The organism is Marinobacterium sp. xm-m-312, assembly GCF_013283295.1.
Taxonomy (GTDB): Bacteria; Pseudomonadota; Gammaproteobacteria; order Pseudomonadales; family Balneatricaceae; genus Marinobacterium_E.
Genome location: NZ_WBYS01000001.1, coordinates 462,977 through 481,188, shown reverse-complemented (window position 1 = coordinate 481,188; position 18,212 = coordinate 462,977). Strand labels below are relative to the sequence as shown.

Here is an 18,212-nt window from a genome sequence, read left to right as displayed (position 1 = left end):
GATGAAATGGAGCTGGGAATACCAGCTTTGCTGGCAAAAAAAAGCCGGCTTATTAAGCCGGCTTTCTAGTATCAAGCAACGAATTACGCGTCGTAGGGATCACGTAAAACGATGGTTTCAACACGGTCTGGACCCGTCGAAACGATGTCGATAGGCGCTTCCATTAGCTCTTCGAGCTTAGCGATGTATGCACGCGCATTCTCTGGCAACTGTTCTAGAGTTTGAGCACCGATTGTCGACTCACTCCAACCAGGCACTGACAGGTACTGTGGAGTCACTTTTTCGTAATCTTCACTGCCGTTCAAAGAGTATACGTCGTTACCTTCAGCATCTTTATAGCCGGTACAGATCTTGATCTCTTCCAGGCCATCCAATACGTCCAGTTTAGTCAGACAGATACCAGACACAGAGTTCACTTGAATCGCATGTTTCAGTGCAACTGCGTCGAACCAACCACAACGACGAGCACGACCTGTAGTCGAGCCAAATTCATGGCCACGTTCAGCAAGGCGCTGGCCGATTTCACAATCCAATTCAGTTGGGAAAGGACCACCACCAACACGTGTCGTGTAAGCTTTAGTAATACCTAGGATGTAATCTAGGTAGAGTGGACCAAAACCAGAACCCGTAGAAGTACCACCCGCCGTTGTATTCGAAGAGGTTACGTATGGGTAAGTACCGTGGTCGATATCAAGAAGAGAGCCCTGCGCCCCTTCAAACATGATATTTTGACCCGCTTTACGCATTTCGTGCAGTTTAGCGGTCACATCCACGACAAGCGGAAGCAACTCTTCTGCCATTTCGAAACACTCTTTAAGGACCGCTTCGTAGCTTACCGGTTCTACTTTGTAGTAATTCTCTAGCATGAAGTTATGGTACGCCATCACCTCTTCTAGTTTCTTAGCGAACATCTCGCGATCCTGAAGATCACCAAGACGTAGACCACGGCGAGATACTTTGTCTTCGTATGCTGGTCCAATACCACGACCTGTAGTACCGATCTTGGCATTACCGCGAGCGATCTCACGCGCCTGATCCAGCGCAATGTGGTAAGGCAGAATCAGGGGGCAAGCTGGGCTAAGACGTAGACGTTCACGAACAGGAACACCGGTCTCTTCAAGCTGCTTCATCTCTTTTAACAGAGCGTGCGGAGACAACACCACACCGTTACCAATCAAACACTGAACGTTTTCACGAAGAATGCCTGAAGGAATCAGGTGAAGGACGGTCTTTTCACCATCGATTACCAGAGTGTGGCCCGCATTGTGTCCGCCTTGAAAGCGAACAACCGCTGATGCTTTATCCGTTAGAAGGTCAACGATTTTACCCTTGCCCTCGTCACCCCATTGGGTACCGAGAACTACGACATTTTTGCCCATTAGTATCTCAACTATTCGTTTACTTAGAGAGTGGTAACAGTCCACTCAGAATTTTCTTTTACCAGACGACGATCGCAGTGCGTTGGCACTGCTGCATTGTCTAGCTCATAAACCACTCGTTCGCCCTGCGCACGCAGTGCTGCGACAGCTAGGACCAACGATGAATCTTCCATTTTCGGCGCCAAAATCGCCAAACTTGGCTCTGGCACTTCATCCAACGCCAATGTAACCAGTGTTTTCAGATCGGCACTGAAGCCAGTAGCGGGACGCGCACGACCAAAGTCCGCACCGATCTGGTCATAGCGACCACCTTTTGCCAGCGCTTGGCCAAACTTAGGCGAGTAGGCTGCGAAAACAACACCTGTATGGTAGCTGTAACCGCGCAGCTCACCCAGGTCAATGTAGATACCGATTGATGGGTGCGCTGTTTTAACACGATCAGCAATCGCAGCAACGTGATCGACAGCAGCAAGAATGGCCGCGTTATCCGCAAAGAGTTCGCGTGCACGCTCCAGCGCCTGCTCTGAGCCATTTAAGGTACCCAAGGCGGCAAGCTTGTTTTTGATCGAGTCTGATTGATCAAGCTGATCAACAAATTGCGACAGTTCAGGCAACGCCTTACGCTCTAGAATATCGATGTAGCTGGCAATCTCCGCTTCAGAAAGACCCGCTTCGGCAACCAATTCAGTGAATACACCTACATGGCCTAGATCCAGATTGATTGCTCCTTTGACACCGACCTGAACCAAAGTGTCGAGCATCAGAGCGATGACTTCTGCATCACTGTCAACGCCTTCGTGCCCGAACAACTCAGCGCCAATCTGCATGGGGTTGCGCGATGCCAACATATTCACCGCACGAGTGTGAAGTACTGAACCACAGTAACAGAGACGGCTCACGCCATCTGAACGCAGACGATGGGCATCAATACGCGCGACCTGTGGCGTAATATCCGCTCGAATACCGAGCATGTGACCAGAAGTCTCATCGGTCACTTTGAAGGTACGCAGACCTAAGTCACCACCCACACCGGTCAACAGTGACTCAAGGTGCTCAGCAACCGGAGGCATCACTAACTCGTACCCCCAGCCATGAAACAGATCCAACACTCGACGACGAACCAGCTCAACCTCGCGCGCAACGGGAGGGAGCAACTCTTTCATACCGTCAGGAAGTAGCCAGCGATCAGCCAACGCCATTATAAAAAACTCCGATACTCTTTATTTAGAAAGTATGAGTAGTGCAGTGCCTATTAACATAGAGGCCAGGCCAAAAGCACGAAGGGTCTTATCATTCACCATCGCCAGTTGACTCACCATAGAGCGCCAGCGGTGTGGATAGAGAAAAGGAATGATCCCTTCTATCACTAAAACCAAACAAAATGCGAGCCAAAGCTCGTGCCAAAGTTCAGACATCTTAAGTACTGCTAAATCACAAAAAAACCGGGGCACGCCCGGTTGATCAATTTTAACACGAAAACGGGTGCCAATGGCACCCGCTTTTTAACACGACCTTGGTTTAGTTGGTCGCGTTTGGAGATGCGTTCTGCAGGTAACGGAAGAACTCACTATCCGGCTTCAGCAGCAGTACATCAGATCCATTATTGAATGACTCTTTGTAGGCAAGAAGACTGCGGTAGAAAGAGTAGAATTCACTGTCCTTGTTAAATGCTTCTGCATAGATACGTGCCGCTTCTGCATCACCCTCACCTCGAGTCACCTCCGACTCACGATAAGCGTTCGCTAGGATAACGGTGCTCTGACGGTCAGCATCTGCACGGATACCTTCTGCAAGCTCTTGACCACGTGAACGAAGCTCACGTGCCAGACGCTCACGCTCTGTGCGCATACGTTGGTAGACCGAGTTTGACACTTCAGACGGTAGATCGATTCGTTTAACACGAACATCAATCACGCTTAAGCCTAGCTCTTTTTCACTCAGCTCTGTCAGTGATGAAACGACGGTATCCATCACCTCTTCACGCTCACCAGAGACAACCTCAGTTAGTGTACGAGTACCAAACTGGTTACGCAGACTGGTTTCAATACGCGTCGACAAAAGATCTGCCGCACGGAACGAGTCACCAGAGGTTGCGGTGTAGTACTTCTCTACATCCGAGATAATCCACTTAACGTAAGAGTCTACCACTAGACGTTTTTTCTCTAGGGTAAGGAACGACTGTGGGCGAGTATCCAAGGTTTGAACACGAGCATCGAACTTACGAACGGTGTTCACAAATGGAATTTTAAAGTGCAGACCGGGTTTTAGATCGCTTTCGACCACTTCACCAAACTGCAGCTTCACGCCACGCTCGGTCTCTTTAACGATGTAGACCGAGTTACTAACAATCAACAACACCAATACGGCAAGTACCGATGTAAACATCGAAGTCGGTTTCATATTAACGACCCTCCCGTAGTGTACTAGTGCTTGAGCTGCCGATGCGGTTAATCACCTGCTGCGTTAACTCACGCATGCTGGAGTCATCTAAACGCACAGAGCGTGGCGTGTTAGCAATGGTATCTGCTTGGCGCTTCATCAATTGATCCAGCGGTAGGTACATCATGTTATTACCACCATCGACATCCACCATCACCTTAGGCGTTTTGCCCAACACCTCTTGCATCATATCGATGTAGAGACGTTCACGGGTGACACCAGGAGCCATCTGATATGCTTGCAGAAGTGATGTGAAACGATCAGCTTCACCGCTTGCTCGAGCAACGACTTCCTCTTTGTAAGCATTCGCTTCTTCGATCACACGCTGAGCGGTACCACGAGCTTCCGGAACAATACCGTTAGCGTAAGTTTCCGCCTCGTTTTTAACACGCTGCTCATCCTCACGCGCTTTGATCACGTCATCAAACGCATCTTGAACCTGCTGTGGTGCGGTAGCGTTTTTGATATTGACACGTGAAAGAGCAAGACCTGTGCCGTAACTGTCCATGTAGCTTTGTAGACGTGCCTGAACCTGTGTCGCGAGAATCTCACGACCTTCGGTCAAGATGCCGTCCAGGTTAGTCGAACCAACCGTATGGCGAAGTGATGATTCAGATGCATGTGACAGACTGGTTTCAGGGTCACGAACATTAAGAACAAATGCACGTGGATCACTGATCACATACTGAACCGTCATCTCTACATTTACGATGTTCTCATCACGAGTCAGCATCAAAGAGCCGTGGTCGTGGGTACGAACTCGAGTCACATTCACCTTAGTGACTTCATCCAGTAGTGGCGGGTTCCACTGCAGACCTGGCTGTACAGTTTCATGGTACTTACCAAGGCGAAGAACAACACCACGTTCCTGTTGATCGACTGTGTAGAAACCAAAGCCAGCCCAAGCAACCACTACAACCAGAGCAATGATGCCGAAGAAACCTGCACCAGGTCCTTTAACATCACCACCATTAGAACCACCAGAACCCCCAGAGCGTTTACCGCCAAAGATAGAGTTCAAGCGTTCTTGCAGCTTCTGCAACGCTTCATCTAGATCGGGTGGTCCCTGTTCAGGGCCGCCTGATCCACCACGGCGGCCATTATTGCCACCTGAGTTCCATGGATCCTGGTTGTCTTTACGACCACCGGGCTCATTCCAAGCCATAGTATTGCTCCATTACTTTAAAAATCTAAAACAAGCTAAACTTGTTACCACTGCTCTTCTTCAGCCGGCAGATAGCGCTCATGCGGAATATCTAAACGGCTTAAAATCTTTCTCAGCTCCTTCTCTTGGAGCCTTACCTCTAACCTAATACGACCGTCATCGGTAAACTGTTCATCGACCACCGCGTTTTGTGCAAAGAGCATGGCTCTGAACTGCCCCTGGTTATGATCAAGCTCCACAATTTCGTGGAACATATCATTGGCCAGACGCTCGCGCAGTGCTTGAACAAGAAGATCAGTACCTACACCGGTTCTAGCCGATAACCAAACCCTAACAGGCACGCCTTGATCATCTCGATCGATACGAGGCTCTACACCCTCGAGTCCATCAATTTTATTGTAGACCTCCAGTGTAGGAACTTCATCCGCCCCTATCTCGTGTAACACATTATTAACTTGTGCAATGTGCTCACGACGCTCTTCATCCACCGCATCAATGACATGAAGAAGCAGTGTAGCTTCAACCGTCTCTTGAAGGGTCGCACGAAAGGACTCTACTAGTTTATGGGGGAGGTCTCGGATAAATCCAACCGTGTCAGCCAAAATAACTGAACCAATATCACTTAGCTCTAACTTTCTTAGGGTTGGATCGAGTGTCGCAAACAGCTGGTCGGCTGCATAGACGTCCGCTTCGGTAATTCGATTAAACAGTGTCGATTTACCTGCGTTGGTGTAACCAACCAAAGAGAGCGTCGGAATCTCTGCACGGGCACGTGCTCTACGGCCCTGTTCTCGCTGCTTACGAACCTTCTCTAGGCGACCGGTAATCGCTTTAATTCTGGCGCGCAGTAGACGTCGGTCGGTTTCAAGCTGGGTTTCACCAGGGCCACGCAGACCGATACCACCCTTTTGACGCTCAAGGTGGGTCCAACCTCTGATTAGGCGAGTCGACATATGTTCAAGCTGAGCCAACTCAACCTGCAGCTTCCCCTCATGGGTTCGAGCGCGTTGTGCGAAAATATCAAGAATCAGGCCTGTACGATCAAGCACTCGACACTCAATTTCACGTTCGATATTTCGTTCTTGGCCGGGGGTTAGAGAATGATCAAAGATAACCAGTTTGGCATCATGCAGGCGCACGAGCTCTGCAAGCTCTTCAACCTTACCTTTGCCTAAAAAGAATTTTGAACTGGGTTCGGAGCGAGTCCCGAAGAGATACTCAACGGGATCAGCACCGGCAGAGAGAGCCAGCTCTTCTAGCTCTCTAGGATTGTCATTCGCATTAGGTCCAGGGAAATCAATGTGGACGAGAATCGCTGTCTCGCCCGATTCGGGACGATCGAAAAACAATTAGAAACCTCAGTCAGCTGGCTTTTCGTCAACCTGAGGTAGTTTTACAGGACGAGATGGAACCACTGTAGAAACAGCGTGCTTGTAGACCATCTGGCTAACGGTGTTTTTAAGCAGAATGACAAATTGATCGAAAGACTCAATTTGGCCTTGTAGCTTGATGCCGTTCACTAGGAAGATTGATACTGGAACGCGCTCTTTGCGCAGAACGTTCAAGTAAGGGTCTTGTAGGGTTTGCCCTTTTGACATAGTCATCACCTTTAGAGTAATCGTTATTAAGAATCTACAACCGCCGCCCAACATTTCAGGCTCGAGACAATCCTCGATACAGCCATTACGTAGAGATAAAATGATATTAGATTCATGGAATCAATGCCAAAGTTTTCTTAAAAAGATTTTCACCAAAGGGATCAATCACCTCTGCACCCTGCCAGCTGCGCAACCATGTCATCTGACGTTTAGCTAGCTGACGTGTCGCTACCACTCCTTTATGGTGCATCTCTTGCCAATCCAATTCACCCTCCAAATACTGCCACATTTGGCGATAACCAACACAACGCATTGAAGGCAGATTCAGATTCAGATCCCCACGCTGACGAAGCCTAACCACTTCCGCCTCAAAGCCTTGCTCCAACATCAGCTTGAAACGCAGCTCAATACGCTGATGCAGTTGAGCGCGATCTTCTGGCATTAACGCGACGGGAATGAGGTTCCACGGCAACTCTAGGGCTTTCTGTTCCTGCCAGTGGCTATCAATACTTCGGCCTGTCATCAGAAAGACTTCCAATGCACGCTGGATTCGCTGTTGATCGTTGGGCCCCAAACGCTCACCCGAAGCCGGATCTAACTGAGCTAAGCGAGCGTGAACGGCCGGCCAACCCTCCTGCTCAGCCTGAGCCTCAATCTCCGCTCTGATCTCTGCATTGGCTTCGGGGAGTTTTGCCAACCCTTCTGCCAACGCCTTAAAGTAGAGAATGCTCCCCCCCACAAGAACAGGCAACTTGCCCTGCGCGTGTGCTTGATCGATTAATTGACGTGCATCCTCAGCAAAGTCTGAGGCTGAATAGACCTCTGTTGCATCTAAAATATCCACCAACGCATGCGGGTACTTTTCCAATGTCTCGCGATCAGGTTTGGCCGTACCAATATCCATCTCTCGGTATATAAGAGCACTATCAACACTGATAATCTCAACGTCCATATGATCAAACAGATTAAGGGCAAGGTCCGTTTTGCCTGAGGCTGTTGGCCCCATCAAAAAGAGTACTGGCAACTTTTCGGCCACTACTGCCCCCTTAGGAAGAGCTTATCCAGCTCATTCATGGTCATCTGCACATAGGTAGGACGGCCGTGGTTGCACTGACCACTTCGTTCAGTCGCTTCCATATCACGCAATAGAGCATTCATCTCTGGTAGCGTAAGCTGGCGGTTGGCCCGAACCGAGCCATGGCATGCCATGGTCGCCAACAGCTCATTAATGCTCTCTTCAATACGGCTGCTACTGCCATAAACCTTCATATCGGATAGAACATCACGAACCAAGAGCGAAACATCCGATCGAGCCAGTGCAACAGGCACTTCACGAATCACAACAGACTCTTGGCCCATTCGCTCAACAGAGAAGCCTAACTTAGCAAACACCTCGGAGCGCTCTTCAGCAATATCCACTTCGGCTTCACTTAAATTCAGAGTAACCGGAACCAATAGCGGCTGACTGCGCAATCCATCAGATTCCCATGCACTCTTCATTCGCTCGTAAACAATACGTTCATGCGCGGCGTGCATATCGACCAAGATGAGTCCTTCTGCAGTTTGGGACAAAATGTAGATGCCATGCAGTTGCGCCAATGCAAAACCCATTGGGGGAATATCTTGAGTCTCTGACGACGGGTTCAATGAACCATCCTGATTCAGTGTAGAGGTAGGATGAAGAGCCCCATAACCGGCTAGCTGCTGCTTCACCTCACCGGCTGATGGCGTTGCAGGTCGAACGTAATTAGAGAAGTTAATCCCTGAAGTGCTACTACCTAGCCCAGTACCTGAACCGGTTGACTGAAGTGAGATGCGCTGCTGATCAAACTGCTGCTGAATCGGTTGAGCCTGCCCCTGCAAAAGGGATGACACAGAGGTATCGCTGTTCTGTTCACCGGGACGCGTTTCCGCGATCACCCGGTGAATGGTACGGAATATGAAATCGTGAACTAAGCGCCCTTCTCGGAATCGAACTTCATGTTTGGTTGGGTGTACGTTGACATCAACCAGCGCCGGATCGAGCTCTAGATAGAGAACATAACAAGGGTGTCGACCGTTATAGAGAACGTCTGCATAGGCTTGGCGAATAGCATGAGTCACCAGTTTGTCACGAATGATACGTCCATTAACAAAGAAATATTGCTGATCAGCTTGCGAGCGTGAATAGGTTGGCAAACCGATCCAACCCCACAATCTGAGACCTGAAGCTTCTGCACTGATGTCTAAGCTGAGTGCATTATCAATAAAGCCAGATCCTAACAGTGAGGCTATACGGCGCTCTCGCATCTGCTCACTGTTGGCCGGCTTCAGTTGATGCACCACACGGTTGTTATTGCTGAGCTGAAACTGAAGATCGAAACGACTCAATGCTAGACGTTTAACCACCTCTTCAAGGTGTCGATACTCAGTATTCTCTGTCTTCAAAAATTTACGGCGCGCAGGGGTATTAAAGAACAGGTCGCGCATCTCAACGGTTGTCCCTTGCGGATGAGCTGCAGGTGATACCTCAGCGACCATGTCCCGCCCCTCCGCCTTGACCTGCCAGGCGCTATTATCATCGACTGAGCGCGACGTGAGAGTTAAACGAGAGACCGAACTGATACTGGCCAGTGCCTCACCGCGAAAGCCGAGGCTTGCCACCGCTTCAAGATCCTCAAGCGCTGTGATCTTTGAAGTCGCATGACGACTCAACGCCAGTGGCAGATCCTCTTTATCGATCCCCTTACCATCATCACGAATACGGATCAGCTTCACACCGCCCTGTTCAACCTCGACCGAGATCTTTTCTGCACCCGCATCGATGGCATTTTCCAAAACCTCCTTGACGACGGATGCGGGGCGTTCTACCACTTCACCGGCAGCGATCTGGTTGGCTAACTGCGGCGATAAAAGATGTATTCGACTGCTCATATTAACCTGCAGGTATCTTTAGAACCTGACCTACTCTAATACGATCAGACTTCAAATTATTATAACGACGCAGTGCGTCCAAACTGACGCCATTACGCTCGGCAATCATTGAGAGACTGTCACCCGGAACCACTTTATGGCTACGATTAATATCCTTAGGCATTTTCCCCTGAGCCTTCAAAGAGGCGACAAGCGTAGCCGCGGGCGGGCGCTTCCAAAAATGACTAATAATGCCGTCCGCAATCGCTTTCGCCATCCGCTTTTGGTACTTAGGATCACGAAGCTTTTTAGCCTCTTGTGAATTCGAAATGAAGCCCGTTTCAACAAGAATGGAGGGGATGTCAGGAGATTTAAGCACCACAAACCCCGCTTTCTCCACGTAGCTTTTGTGCATTTTGGCAAAGCGCGCGATGTTCTGATGAACCGCTAGCGCCACCTCTGAGCTACTGGTACGCGCATAGGTCATCGACATATCCAGCAGCACACTGGCGAGCGTCTCATCTTTATCTTCAAGACTGACACTACCGACACCGCCGATTAAATCAGCTGCGTTCTCTTTTTTCGCCAGCCAACGACCCATCTCACTGGTGGCACCGCGGTTTGAAAGAACCCAGACAGAGGCTCCACGTGCCCGCTTATTTTGTGCGGCGTCTGCATGAATCGATACAAACAGGTCGGCATTTTTTTGGCGCGCTTTCTTGGTACGATCACGAAGGCGGATAAAGTAATCACCGGTTCGTGTTAGCTCAGCACGAAAGCCCGGCTGCTGATCAATCAGCTTTTTAACCTCTTTGGTGATGGCGAGAACAACCTGCTTCTCTTTAAGGCGTCCGGGGCCAAGCGCACCCGGATCTTCGCCACCATGCCCCGCATCTAATACAACAACAATTTCGCGCTGTCCTATAGGCAGTGTCACAGGCTTAGGCGGCGCAGTGGGTTTTAATTGCGCTCCACCTTGATGTGCCAGGTCGATTACCAATCGATCCCCATACTTCTCATTTGGCGCTAACGTAAAACTCGAGGGTTTCACCGGTTGCGATAGATCTAGAACGATACGCAACTTATCACTCTGTTCACCGGTTCGAATGCGACTGATAGGACTTCCCGTCAAATCAACGGTACTAAAATTGGATTTCGCTCGACCCTTGGGTATATCAATAACAATTCGATCCGGATTATCGAGGGTAAACAGGGAGTGTTCGGTGGAGCTATCCAGATCAAAGACCAATCGAGTGCTGTCAGGCGACTGCCACAAGCGCAAACTATCAACCGAAGCAGCCCAAGAGAGCAGAGGAAGCACTAACAGAGCGCAACCAAAGAAGAGTCTCTTAAACTGATTCAACGCTGATTGATTCCTTAATAACATCATTAAGCCTTAACAGACCTCAACTCTTGGAGTCTCTGCACAATGGATTGACCTAACTCGGTGCGAGCGTAGATTGTTATTTTACGTCCCAATGCTTCGGGTTCAAGGAAGAGATCTAGATCAGCTGCCGGCAAGAAACCTTCGCCCTTCTCTGACCACTCCACCAAACAGAGCGAACTGTTCTCAAAATAGTCGCGAATCCCCATATACTCGAGCTCTTCAGGATCACCCAAGCGGTAAAGGTCGAAGTGATAGACCCTACGATCATCAAACTCATAAGGTTCTACCAACGTGTAGGTAGGACTCTTCACTGCGCCTTGATGGCCTAACGACTGAATTACACCACGTGCGAGGGTCGTCTTACCCATGCCAAGGTTGCCATGCAGAAAGAGGACCCCCGAACTCATTGCACGGGAAATCAATGCACCAGCAACGATTGTTTCAGCCTCATCTGCAAGAGACCATGAGATCGATTGTGTCACGAATTCATTACCCTAATAAACTTCTGATATGAGGAAGAAGGTCTGTCGCAATCAACCCTCTTTCACCCTCGGCACTGGCCATATCACCCGCTTTAGCATGGAGCCAAACACCTATCTGCGCAGAATCTAACAGAGAGTAGCCCTGCGCCAAAAACGTTGCGATGATACCAGAAAGCAGATCCCCCATCCCAGCCGTTGCCATACCTGGATTGCCTAGGTTGCAGATAAAGGCTTTATGACCATTGCAGACAATGCTGCCGGCACCTTTTAACACGATGACACCACCCAACTGGCTCTGAAGCGCAAATGCACTCCCGACAGGGTCAGACTGGACTTCTGCTATAGAACAGCCCAACAATCTAGCAGCCTCACCGGGGTGTGGCGTAAAGACAGCATGAGGATGAAAACCAACTTTATTCTGTGCAATAAGGTTCAGTGCATCCGCATCCACCACAGTCGGTTTATCTAAAGAGTTGACCCTTTCTAAACAGCTGAGAGCCCAATCGCTCTGCCCCAAACCGGGCCCTATCGCGATGGCATCCATGGATTGAATCATCGACTCAAAGGCCGCAATGTCACTGGCTAAACGCACCATCACCTCTGGCGTACGAGAGAGCATCGCTGTGACCGCCGATTCACTATTGGTCAGTAGCGTGACCCGCCCCGCCCCTGTTCTGAGCGCAGCTTCACTCGATAGCATCGGTGCTCCGCCAAACCCAAAATCACCGCCAATTACTACGAGGGACCCTTGACTGCCTTTGTGCGCAGCGCGATTCAGTGGAGCCATTTGGCTCAATGGTTCAGAGATCAATTGACTCTGTGACTCTGGGAAGAGCTCTGCTGGCACGCCCAAGCTATCCACCATCACACGACCAACATAGTCACGCGCTTGATTGATAAACATCCCCTGCTTGGGAGCGATAAAGGTCAAGGTCGCATCGGCCTTAACGGCAGAACCCAAGACAGATCCAGTATCAGCCGACAGGCCTGATGGGATATCCAAAGAAAACACAGGCCTTTGCTGCCGGTTAATCCAATGAATAACAGCAGCTGAGTCTGAGCGAACCTCGCCATTTAGACCGATCCCTAGCAGAGCATCAACGATGAGATCTGACTCATCAGTAAGAGCACTATCAAAAGGGTGTTTTGGAAGGTCATCAGGCAGGTCATTCCACGCCTCCAGAGCTTCACCGGTTAGCTGAACTTCAAAATCAGTGCTCGCCAGAGTAACTGTCACAGCATGACCTGTCTCATACAGCAGCTTGGCTAACGCCAATCCATCCCCGCCATTATTGCCTGCACCACATACAACAGTAAACGAGCTGGCCTTTGGGTAGAGTCTTGTGATCCAGTGTTGCGCTGATCGTGCAGCACGACACATCAATTGATAACCTGGTATCGGCATAGACTCAATGGCCAAGCGATCAATCACTTTGCATTGAGCGGCAGTAAAGAGCGAAGAGCCAATTGGGGACTCATTCATTCGAAGCACTCCTGATGCTGACTTAATTAACGTATAGTAACACCTCATCATGAAAACAAACTGATAATGACTCGCGTGCACAAGATCGAACTGTCCAATATTGCTGAAGGTTTAAAAGAGAGAGCGAAGCAGCTTGGTTTTCAGCAGTGTGCAATCACCCTGCCAGATCTACAACATGAAGCGAGCCACCTACGTTGCTGGCTGGATAAGCACTACCAGGGTGAAATGGGGTTTCTTGCCGAGCATTTCGAAAAACGAATCGACCCAACCCTGCTGGTTGAAGGCACTCAGCGCGTTGTTCTACTGCGTATGGACTACCTTCCTGCCGATGTCAGCCTGTTCAAAACGTTGACCAATGCCGACAAGGGTTACATAGCACGTTACGCATTAGGTCGTGATTATCACAAGTTGATTCGAAAACGCATTAAACAGCTAGGACAGTGGTTAGAGGAACAGTGCCAAACCTCTATTAACTTCCGCCCTTTTGTAGACAGTGCCCCAATCTTAGAGCGCCCTCTTGCGCGTGACGCGGGGTTGGGCTGGATCGGCAAAAACACACTGCTACTCAATCAAACTGCAGGGTCTTGGTTTTTTTTAGGCTCACTGTTTACCGATGTCGAGCTGCCCATCGACCCACCCGAAACGGCTTCACACTGCGGTTCATGCACCGCTTGTTTGGATGTTTGTCCCACCAATGCATTCCCCAAACCCTATGAGCTGGATGCTCGACGATGCATCTCCTATTTGACCATAGAGTACTCTGGCAGTATTCCAGAAGAGTTACGCCCGCTGATGGGCAATCGCATCTTTGGCTGCGACGATTGCCAACTGGTCTGCCCGTGGAACCGTTTTGCTCAGCACACCCAGGAGTGTGATTTCTCGCCACGCCATCAACTCGACGATATCGATCTGATTGAGCTGTTTCAGTGGAGCGAAGAGACCTTTCTACAAAGAACTGAAGGATCAGCCATTCGCAGAACGGGCTACCAGGGATTTAAACGAAACATTGCGGTAGCCCTAGGCAACAGTAAGGGTGGTGACAGAGTCATTGAGCTGCTTGAAGCTTGTTTAGCCTCTAACGAGAGCGCGCTAATAAAAGAGCACGCTCAATGGGCGGTTGAGCATTTAAGAAATCGAACGGCCGATGCGAACGCACTGAAAATTATCGATTTCCCACTTGCTCAACGTTTAGACCTGTAAAAAGTGCTCACGATAGACTTTTAACTCTTCAATGGAGTCACGAATATCATCCAGGGCTAAATGAGCCCCCTTTTTAACCACCTTTTCAGTCACATCAGGGCGCCAGCGGCGTGCCAGCTCTTTCAGCGTGCTGACATCCAAATTACGGTAGTGGAAGAAGGCTTCTAGTTCGGGCATGTAACGATGCAAAAACTTACGATCTTGATGGATAGAGTTTCCACAAATCGGCGAAGCACCCTGGTCGACATGCTCTCTCAAAAACGCCAACATCTGCTGTTCTGCTTCGGACTCACTGGTACGGCTCTGTTTAACTCGTTCAATCAAACCTGAGCCACCATGCTGCTTTGTATTCCACTCATCCATGGCATCAATCAGTGCATCGGATTGGTGAACGGTAATCACAGGACCTTCGGCTAGAGTGTTCAATTCAGAGTCGGTCACAATCGCAGCCATCTCAATGATGCGCTCACGCTCGACATCCAGACCCGTCATCTCTAGATCGATCCAGATAAGATTATCTTGTCGTGACATGCCAAAACTCCCTTTAAAGTGTCTAATCTTTTATGAACAAAGTATGATGCACAGTATACCGACTAACACAGCGATTTAGCAGAGATTGAATGGCGCAACGTAAAGTTAATCGCCGCCAAGCATGGCGTATTAAGAAGATTCAAGAAGAGCGTGCCGCTCGAGCCAATAAACGTGACACTCAAATCGACTCACAACTCGAAGGGGGCGATTTAGGTGCCGAACAGCGTGGCCTGATCATCTCGCACTACGGAAAACAGGTCGATATTGAAGCCTTAGATGGCGATCGTAGCGGTGAAATCATTCGCTGCCATATGCGTACCCACCTAGGGCAATTGGTGACCGGGGATAGAGTGATCTGGCGTCCCTCCCCCGATGCGGGTGTGGTCGTCGCTGTTGAGGATCGCCACTCTGAACTTAAGCGCCCAAACAATCATGGTGAGTTGAAGCCAGTCGCAGCCAACATCGATGCAATATTAATAGTCATCGCCGTCGAACCCCATGCGCACGCCAACCTGATTGATCGTTACTTAGTTGCCTCTGAACTCTCTGGCATAGAGCCTATTATTGTCTTAAATAAGACCGATCTACTCGATGACAAGCATCGTGAACGATTGATACCTCTTCTGGATAGCTATGCCGAAATTGGCTACCGCACCATCTATGCATCCACAGAGAACTCCAACGGCTTAGATGAGCTGCACGAGTTCTTAAAAGATCGCACGACCGTCTTTGTTGGACAGTCTGGTGTGGGTAAATCGTCGCTGGTCAATGCGCTACTGCCTGGCGTTGATCTGAAAGTGGGCGCCCTATCTGAGTCGAATCGAACCGGGAAACATACAACGACCACTGCTCGTCTATTCCACATACCCGAAGGGGGCGATCTCATCGACTCTCCTGGCATCCGTGAATTTGGTCTATGGCACATTGATCCTAACGATCTGATTGACGGATTTAAGGAGTTTCGCCAGGTCACTGGCCACTGCAAGTTCAGAGACTGTAAGCACGAACAGGAACCTGGCTGTGCCTTCTATGATGCGATCGATATGGGCGTCATCAGCGAGCAGCGTTTTTTCAGTTATAAACAGATTTTGGACTCCATGTTGGAGTCTGACTTCACGGTTCGATAGTGAAAAAGCCCTAGCTCAGGTATCATCTCTACTCAATTTAAAGAATCACTCAGGCGGAGTTTTTAGTGAAAGATAAACTGTTCATTCTGTTTCAATACATCGTGCCACAGCACTTGTTATCACGTGCCGTTGGTCGCCTAGCTGAGTGCACAAATAGTCGTATTAAGAACTGGATTATTCAACGATTTATTAAACAGTTTAACGTCGATATGAGTGAAGCGGAGCGCCAGCAACCGGAACAGTTCATCAACTTCAATGACTTCTTCACTCGCGCCCTTAAAGAGGGAGCTAGACCGATTGCTGAGGGCGAGGATGTCGTAGTTTCACCGGCTGACGGGGCAATCTCAGAGATGGGTACCCTTCAATATGGGCGTATTTTGCAAGCAAAGGGACATAGTTACAGCGCTGTTTCTCTGCTGGGTGGTTGTACCGAGCGAGCAAAACCCTTCATCAATGGCGAGTTCGCGACCATCTACCTATCACCAAAAGATTACCACCGCGTACACATGCCAGTAGCCGGTGCACTTAAAGAGGCCTACTACGTTCCTGGTGATCTTTTCTCGGTCAACCAAACCACAGCCAACAATGTTGACAGCCTGTTTGCTCGTAATGAACGCCTAGTCTGTCTATTTGAGACAGAGCGTGGCCCAATGGCGATGGTACTCGTCGGCGCAATGATTGTTGCCGGTATAGAGACCGTCTGGAGTGGCCAGGTAGCCCCTCTCAAAAAAGAGGCTATGAAACTGTTTAGCACAGAAGCTGACGCCCCTCTTCTACTGGAGAAAGGTGCAGAAATGGGCCGATTCAAACTCGGTTCAACGGTGATCCTTCTCTACCCTGAAGGCGTAATCAATTGGCGCGACCATCTAGCGGCCGGCGCACCGGTCAAGATGGGTGAAGTCATTGCCCATCAAACAGAGTCTTAAGTGATACCACAACCCTTTTTAGTGAGCTGAGCTATGAACATTGCGATAACGGATGCCAAACTGTTCTCCGTCGAAGGCGTTGATGCAGCCTCTTTTTTACAAGGCCAGCTGACCGCTGATGTTGCTGCACTTAACACTGGGGAGCACCTCATCGCCGCACACTGCTCAATTAAGGGAAGCATGGTTGGGCTCTTCAGAGTCATGCGCATCAGTGACGAATGTTTTTGGCTGCGGGTCCATCAAGAGATCGCAGAAAGCGCCTTTAACAACCTAAAAAAATACAGCATCTTTTCCAAGGTGGAGCTTAACTTCATAGATAACGCCAATGGGTTTTGCCTATCGAAAGACTATTTAGAGTCAATTAAAAGCTCAGAGAGTGACCGATCCTTTGCTGCTCAAATCGATGCCGAGCATGTTGAGTTCTGGACCACCGATCTTGAAGTACAAAACAGATTGGCCAAGGATGCTACCGACTCATTAGAGGCTTGGTATGAGATCAATGTCCGCGCCGGTATCTTCGATTTAAGAGAGGCTACCCAAGAGACATTCATTCCTCAGATGTGTAATTTACAAGCCATTGATGGCGTAAGCTTCAGCAAGGGGTGTTACACCGGTCAGGAGATAGTAACCCGTTTACAGCATCGCGGTATTTTGAAAAAAGCGATGTACGGATTCACGCTACCGCAGGGCCATTCCATCAGCATTGGGGAGCCACTGTTTAATGCTGACCAAGTTGAGGTCGGCACCGTTGTACTGACCAGTTCAACTGATCAAACCTCTCTACTTGCTGTCATTCAACAGTCAGAAAAAGAGGGGGTGATTTTCACAGAGAGTGGCGCAGCCCTAACCGCTTTGGAACTACCTTACACCCTAGATCCAAAGTTATTTGAATCCAAGCGTTAGCCATCAACCGAACAGATCTGCCTGTCCTATCACCGGCAGCTCCCAGTTGATCTCAGAAAAGCCCTTCTCAGCGAGCCAAGCGTTGGCTTTAGAAAACGGCTGACTACCAAAAAAACCTCGGTGTGCTGATAGTGGCGAAGGGTGAGGTGATTGAATCACCAAATGCTTTGCCTGATCGATCATGCTCGTCTTTTTCTGAGCATAGCTTCCCCAGAGGATAAACACCGTGCCCGTGGAGTGTTCGTTAACCTGCTGAATGATACGATCGGTGACACTCTCCCAACCCTTGCCTTGGTGTGCATTGGCGTTGCTATCCTCTACCGTAAGGACCGCATTGAGTAAAAGGACTCCCTGCTCTGCCCAGACTTCAAGAAAACCATGTTCTGGGGCAGCGATCCCTAAATCACTACTCAACTCTTTGTAGATATTCCTCAGCGATGGTGGCACTTGAATACCAGGTAAGACAGAGAAACTTAAACCATGCGCCTGGCCTGCCTGATGATAAGGGTCTTGGCCAAGAATGACGACGCGTGTCGACTCTAGCGGGGTCAACTCCAAAGCACGAAACCACTGATCTTGAGGTGGGTATATTGTGACACCCTCAGCTGTTCGTTGATCCAGAAACGCCATAAGAGATTGATAGTTTGGCGTCTCGGATATCTCTTTCAGCAGCTGCTGCCAACCCTTCGAAAGCATCGGC

At 49.5% G+C, this 18,212-nt stretch carries 18 protein-coding genes; 4 read left to right on the top strand and 14 right to left on the bottom strand.

The features are described from left to right. Positions 1-83: 83 nt before the first annotated feature. From XMM312_RS02515 to XMM312_RS02460, 12 genes are all read right to left on the bottom strand, one after another. Entirely contained in the window at positions 84-1,379 is a 1,296-nt protein-coding gene (locus tag XMM312_RS02515) for an adenylosuccinate synthase (protein ID WP_173483580.1), read from the bottom strand. 23 nt (positions 1,380-1,402) lie between these two features. Continuing rightward, positions 1,403-2,578, bottom strand: coding sequence for an ATP phosphoribosyltransferase regulatory subunit (locus tag XMM312_RS02510; protein ID WP_173483579.1), 1,176 nt, complete (start codon positions 2,576-2,578; stop codon positions 1,403-1,405). Positions 2,579-2,599: 21 nt separating this feature from the next. Then, positions 2,600-2,794: a DUF2065 domain-containing protein gene (locus tag XMM312_RS02505; protein ID WP_173480704.1), complete on the bottom strand. Its 195-nt coding sequence runs from the start codon at positions 2,792-2,794 to the stop codon at positions 2,600-2,602. Between the two features lie 103 nt (positions 2,795-2,897). Continuing rightward, positions 2,898-3,779 (bottom strand): protease modulator HflC, encoded by an 882-nt coding sequence (gene hflC / locus XMM312_RS02500; protein WP_173483577.1) that lies wholly within the window; start codon positions 3,777-3,779, stop codon positions 2,898-2,900. Between the two features lies 1 nt (position 3,780). After that, positions 3,781-4,983 (bottom strand): FtsH protease activity modulator HflK, encoded by a 1,203-nt coding sequence (gene hflK / locus XMM312_RS02495; protein WP_173480702.1) that lies wholly within the window; start codon positions 4,981-4,983, stop codon positions 3,781-3,783. Positions 4,984-5,027: 44 nt separating this feature from the next. Continuing rightward, the gene (hflX, locus tag XMM312_RS02490) at positions 5,028-6,332 is read right to left on the bottom strand and encodes a ribosome rescue GTPase HflX (protein WP_173480701.1); all 1,305 of its coding nucleotides are present in this window, start codon (positions 6,330-6,332) and stop codon (positions 5,028-5,030) included. A 9-nt stretch (positions 6,333-6,341) separates the two neighbouring features. Continuing rightward, complete coding sequence (hfq, locus tag XMM312_RS02485) at positions 6,342-6,581, bottom strand: RNA chaperone Hfq (protein WP_173480700.1); 240 nt, start codon at positions 6,579-6,581, stop codon at positions 6,342-6,344. A 112-nt stretch (positions 6,582-6,693) separates the two neighbouring features. After that, entirely contained in the window at positions 6,694-7,617 is a 924-nt protein-coding gene (gene miaA, locus XMM312_RS02480) for a tRNA (adenosine(37)-N6)-dimethylallyltransferase MiaA (RefSeq protein WP_371743459.1), read from the bottom strand. Next, on the bottom strand, positions 7,617-9,494 hold the full coding sequence (gene mutL, locus XMM312_RS02475; RefSeq protein WP_173483575.1) for a DNA mismatch repair endonuclease MutL: 1,878 nt from the start codon (positions 9,492-9,494) through the stop codon (positions 7,617-7,619). Before mutL ends, miaA begins: the two co-directional genes overlap by 1 nt. A gap of 1 nt (position 9,495) precedes the next feature. Continuing rightward, complete coding sequence (locus XMM312_RS02470; protein ID WP_254442794.1) at positions 9,496-10,836, bottom strand: N-acetylmuramoyl-L-alanine amidase; 1,341 nt, start codon at positions 10,834-10,836, stop codon at positions 9,496-9,498. A 26-nt stretch (positions 10,837-10,862) separates the two neighbouring features. Then, positions 10,863-11,342, bottom strand: coding sequence for a tRNA (adenosine(37)-N6)-threonylcarbamoyltransferase complex ATPase subunit type 1 TsaE (tsaE, locus tag XMM312_RS02465; RefSeq protein WP_173488644.1), 480 nt, complete (start codon positions 11,340-11,342; stop codon positions 10,863-10,865). 7 nt (positions 11,343-11,349) lie between these two features. Further along, on the bottom strand, positions 11,350-12,825 hold the full coding sequence (locus XMM312_RS02460; protein WP_173484550.1) for an NAD(P)H-hydrate dehydratase: 1,476 nt from the start codon (positions 12,823-12,825) through the stop codon (positions 11,350-11,352). 66 nt (positions 12,826-12,891) lie between these two features. Here XMM312_RS02460 and queG point away from each other — a divergent pair, with 66 nt between their 5' ends. After that, entirely contained in the window at positions 12,892-14,025 is a 1,134-nt protein-coding gene (gene queG / locus XMM312_RS02455) for a tRNA epoxyqueuosine(34) reductase QueG (protein ID WP_173484551.1), read from the top strand. On the opposite strand, the gene orn is transcribed toward queG, so the two are convergent. Continuing rightward, a complete protein-coding gene (orn, locus tag XMM312_RS02450; protein WP_173484552.1) occupies positions 14,014-14,556 on the bottom strand; it encodes an oligoribonuclease in 543 nt (180 codons plus the stop codon). The two genes, queG and orn, sit on opposite strands and share 12 nt — an antisense overlap. 89 nt (positions 14,557-14,645) lie before the next feature. Here orn and rsgA point away from each other — a divergent pair, with 89 nt between their 5' ends. From rsgA to XMM312_RS02435, 3 genes are all read left to right on the top strand, one after another. Next, positions 14,646-15,683, top strand: coding sequence for a small ribosomal subunit biogenesis GTPase RsgA (gene rsgA, locus XMM312_RS02445; RefSeq protein ID WP_173480693.1), 1,038 nt, complete (start codon positions 14,646-14,648; stop codon positions 15,681-15,683). Positions 15,684-15,748: 65 nt separating this feature from the next. Beyond that, positions 15,749-16,609, top strand: a complete 861-nt coding sequence (gene asd, locus XMM312_RS02440) for an archaetidylserine decarboxylase (RefSeq protein WP_173480692.1) — start codon at positions 15,749-15,751, stop codon at positions 16,607-16,609. A gap of 33 nt (positions 16,610-16,642) precedes the next feature. Beyond that, entirely contained in the window at positions 16,643-17,512 is an 870-nt protein-coding gene (locus XMM312_RS02435) for a folate-binding protein YgfZ (RefSeq protein WP_173488643.1), read from the top strand. 3 nt (positions 17,513-17,515) lie between these two features. Here XMM312_RS02435 and ung read toward each other — a convergent pair whose 3' ends face one another. Then, on the bottom strand, positions 17,516-18,208 hold the full coding sequence (gene ung, locus XMM312_RS02430; RefSeq protein WP_173488642.1) for a uracil-DNA glycosylase: 693 nt from the start codon (positions 18,206-18,208) through the stop codon (positions 17,516-17,518). Positions 18,209-18,212: the final 4 nt, after the last annotated feature.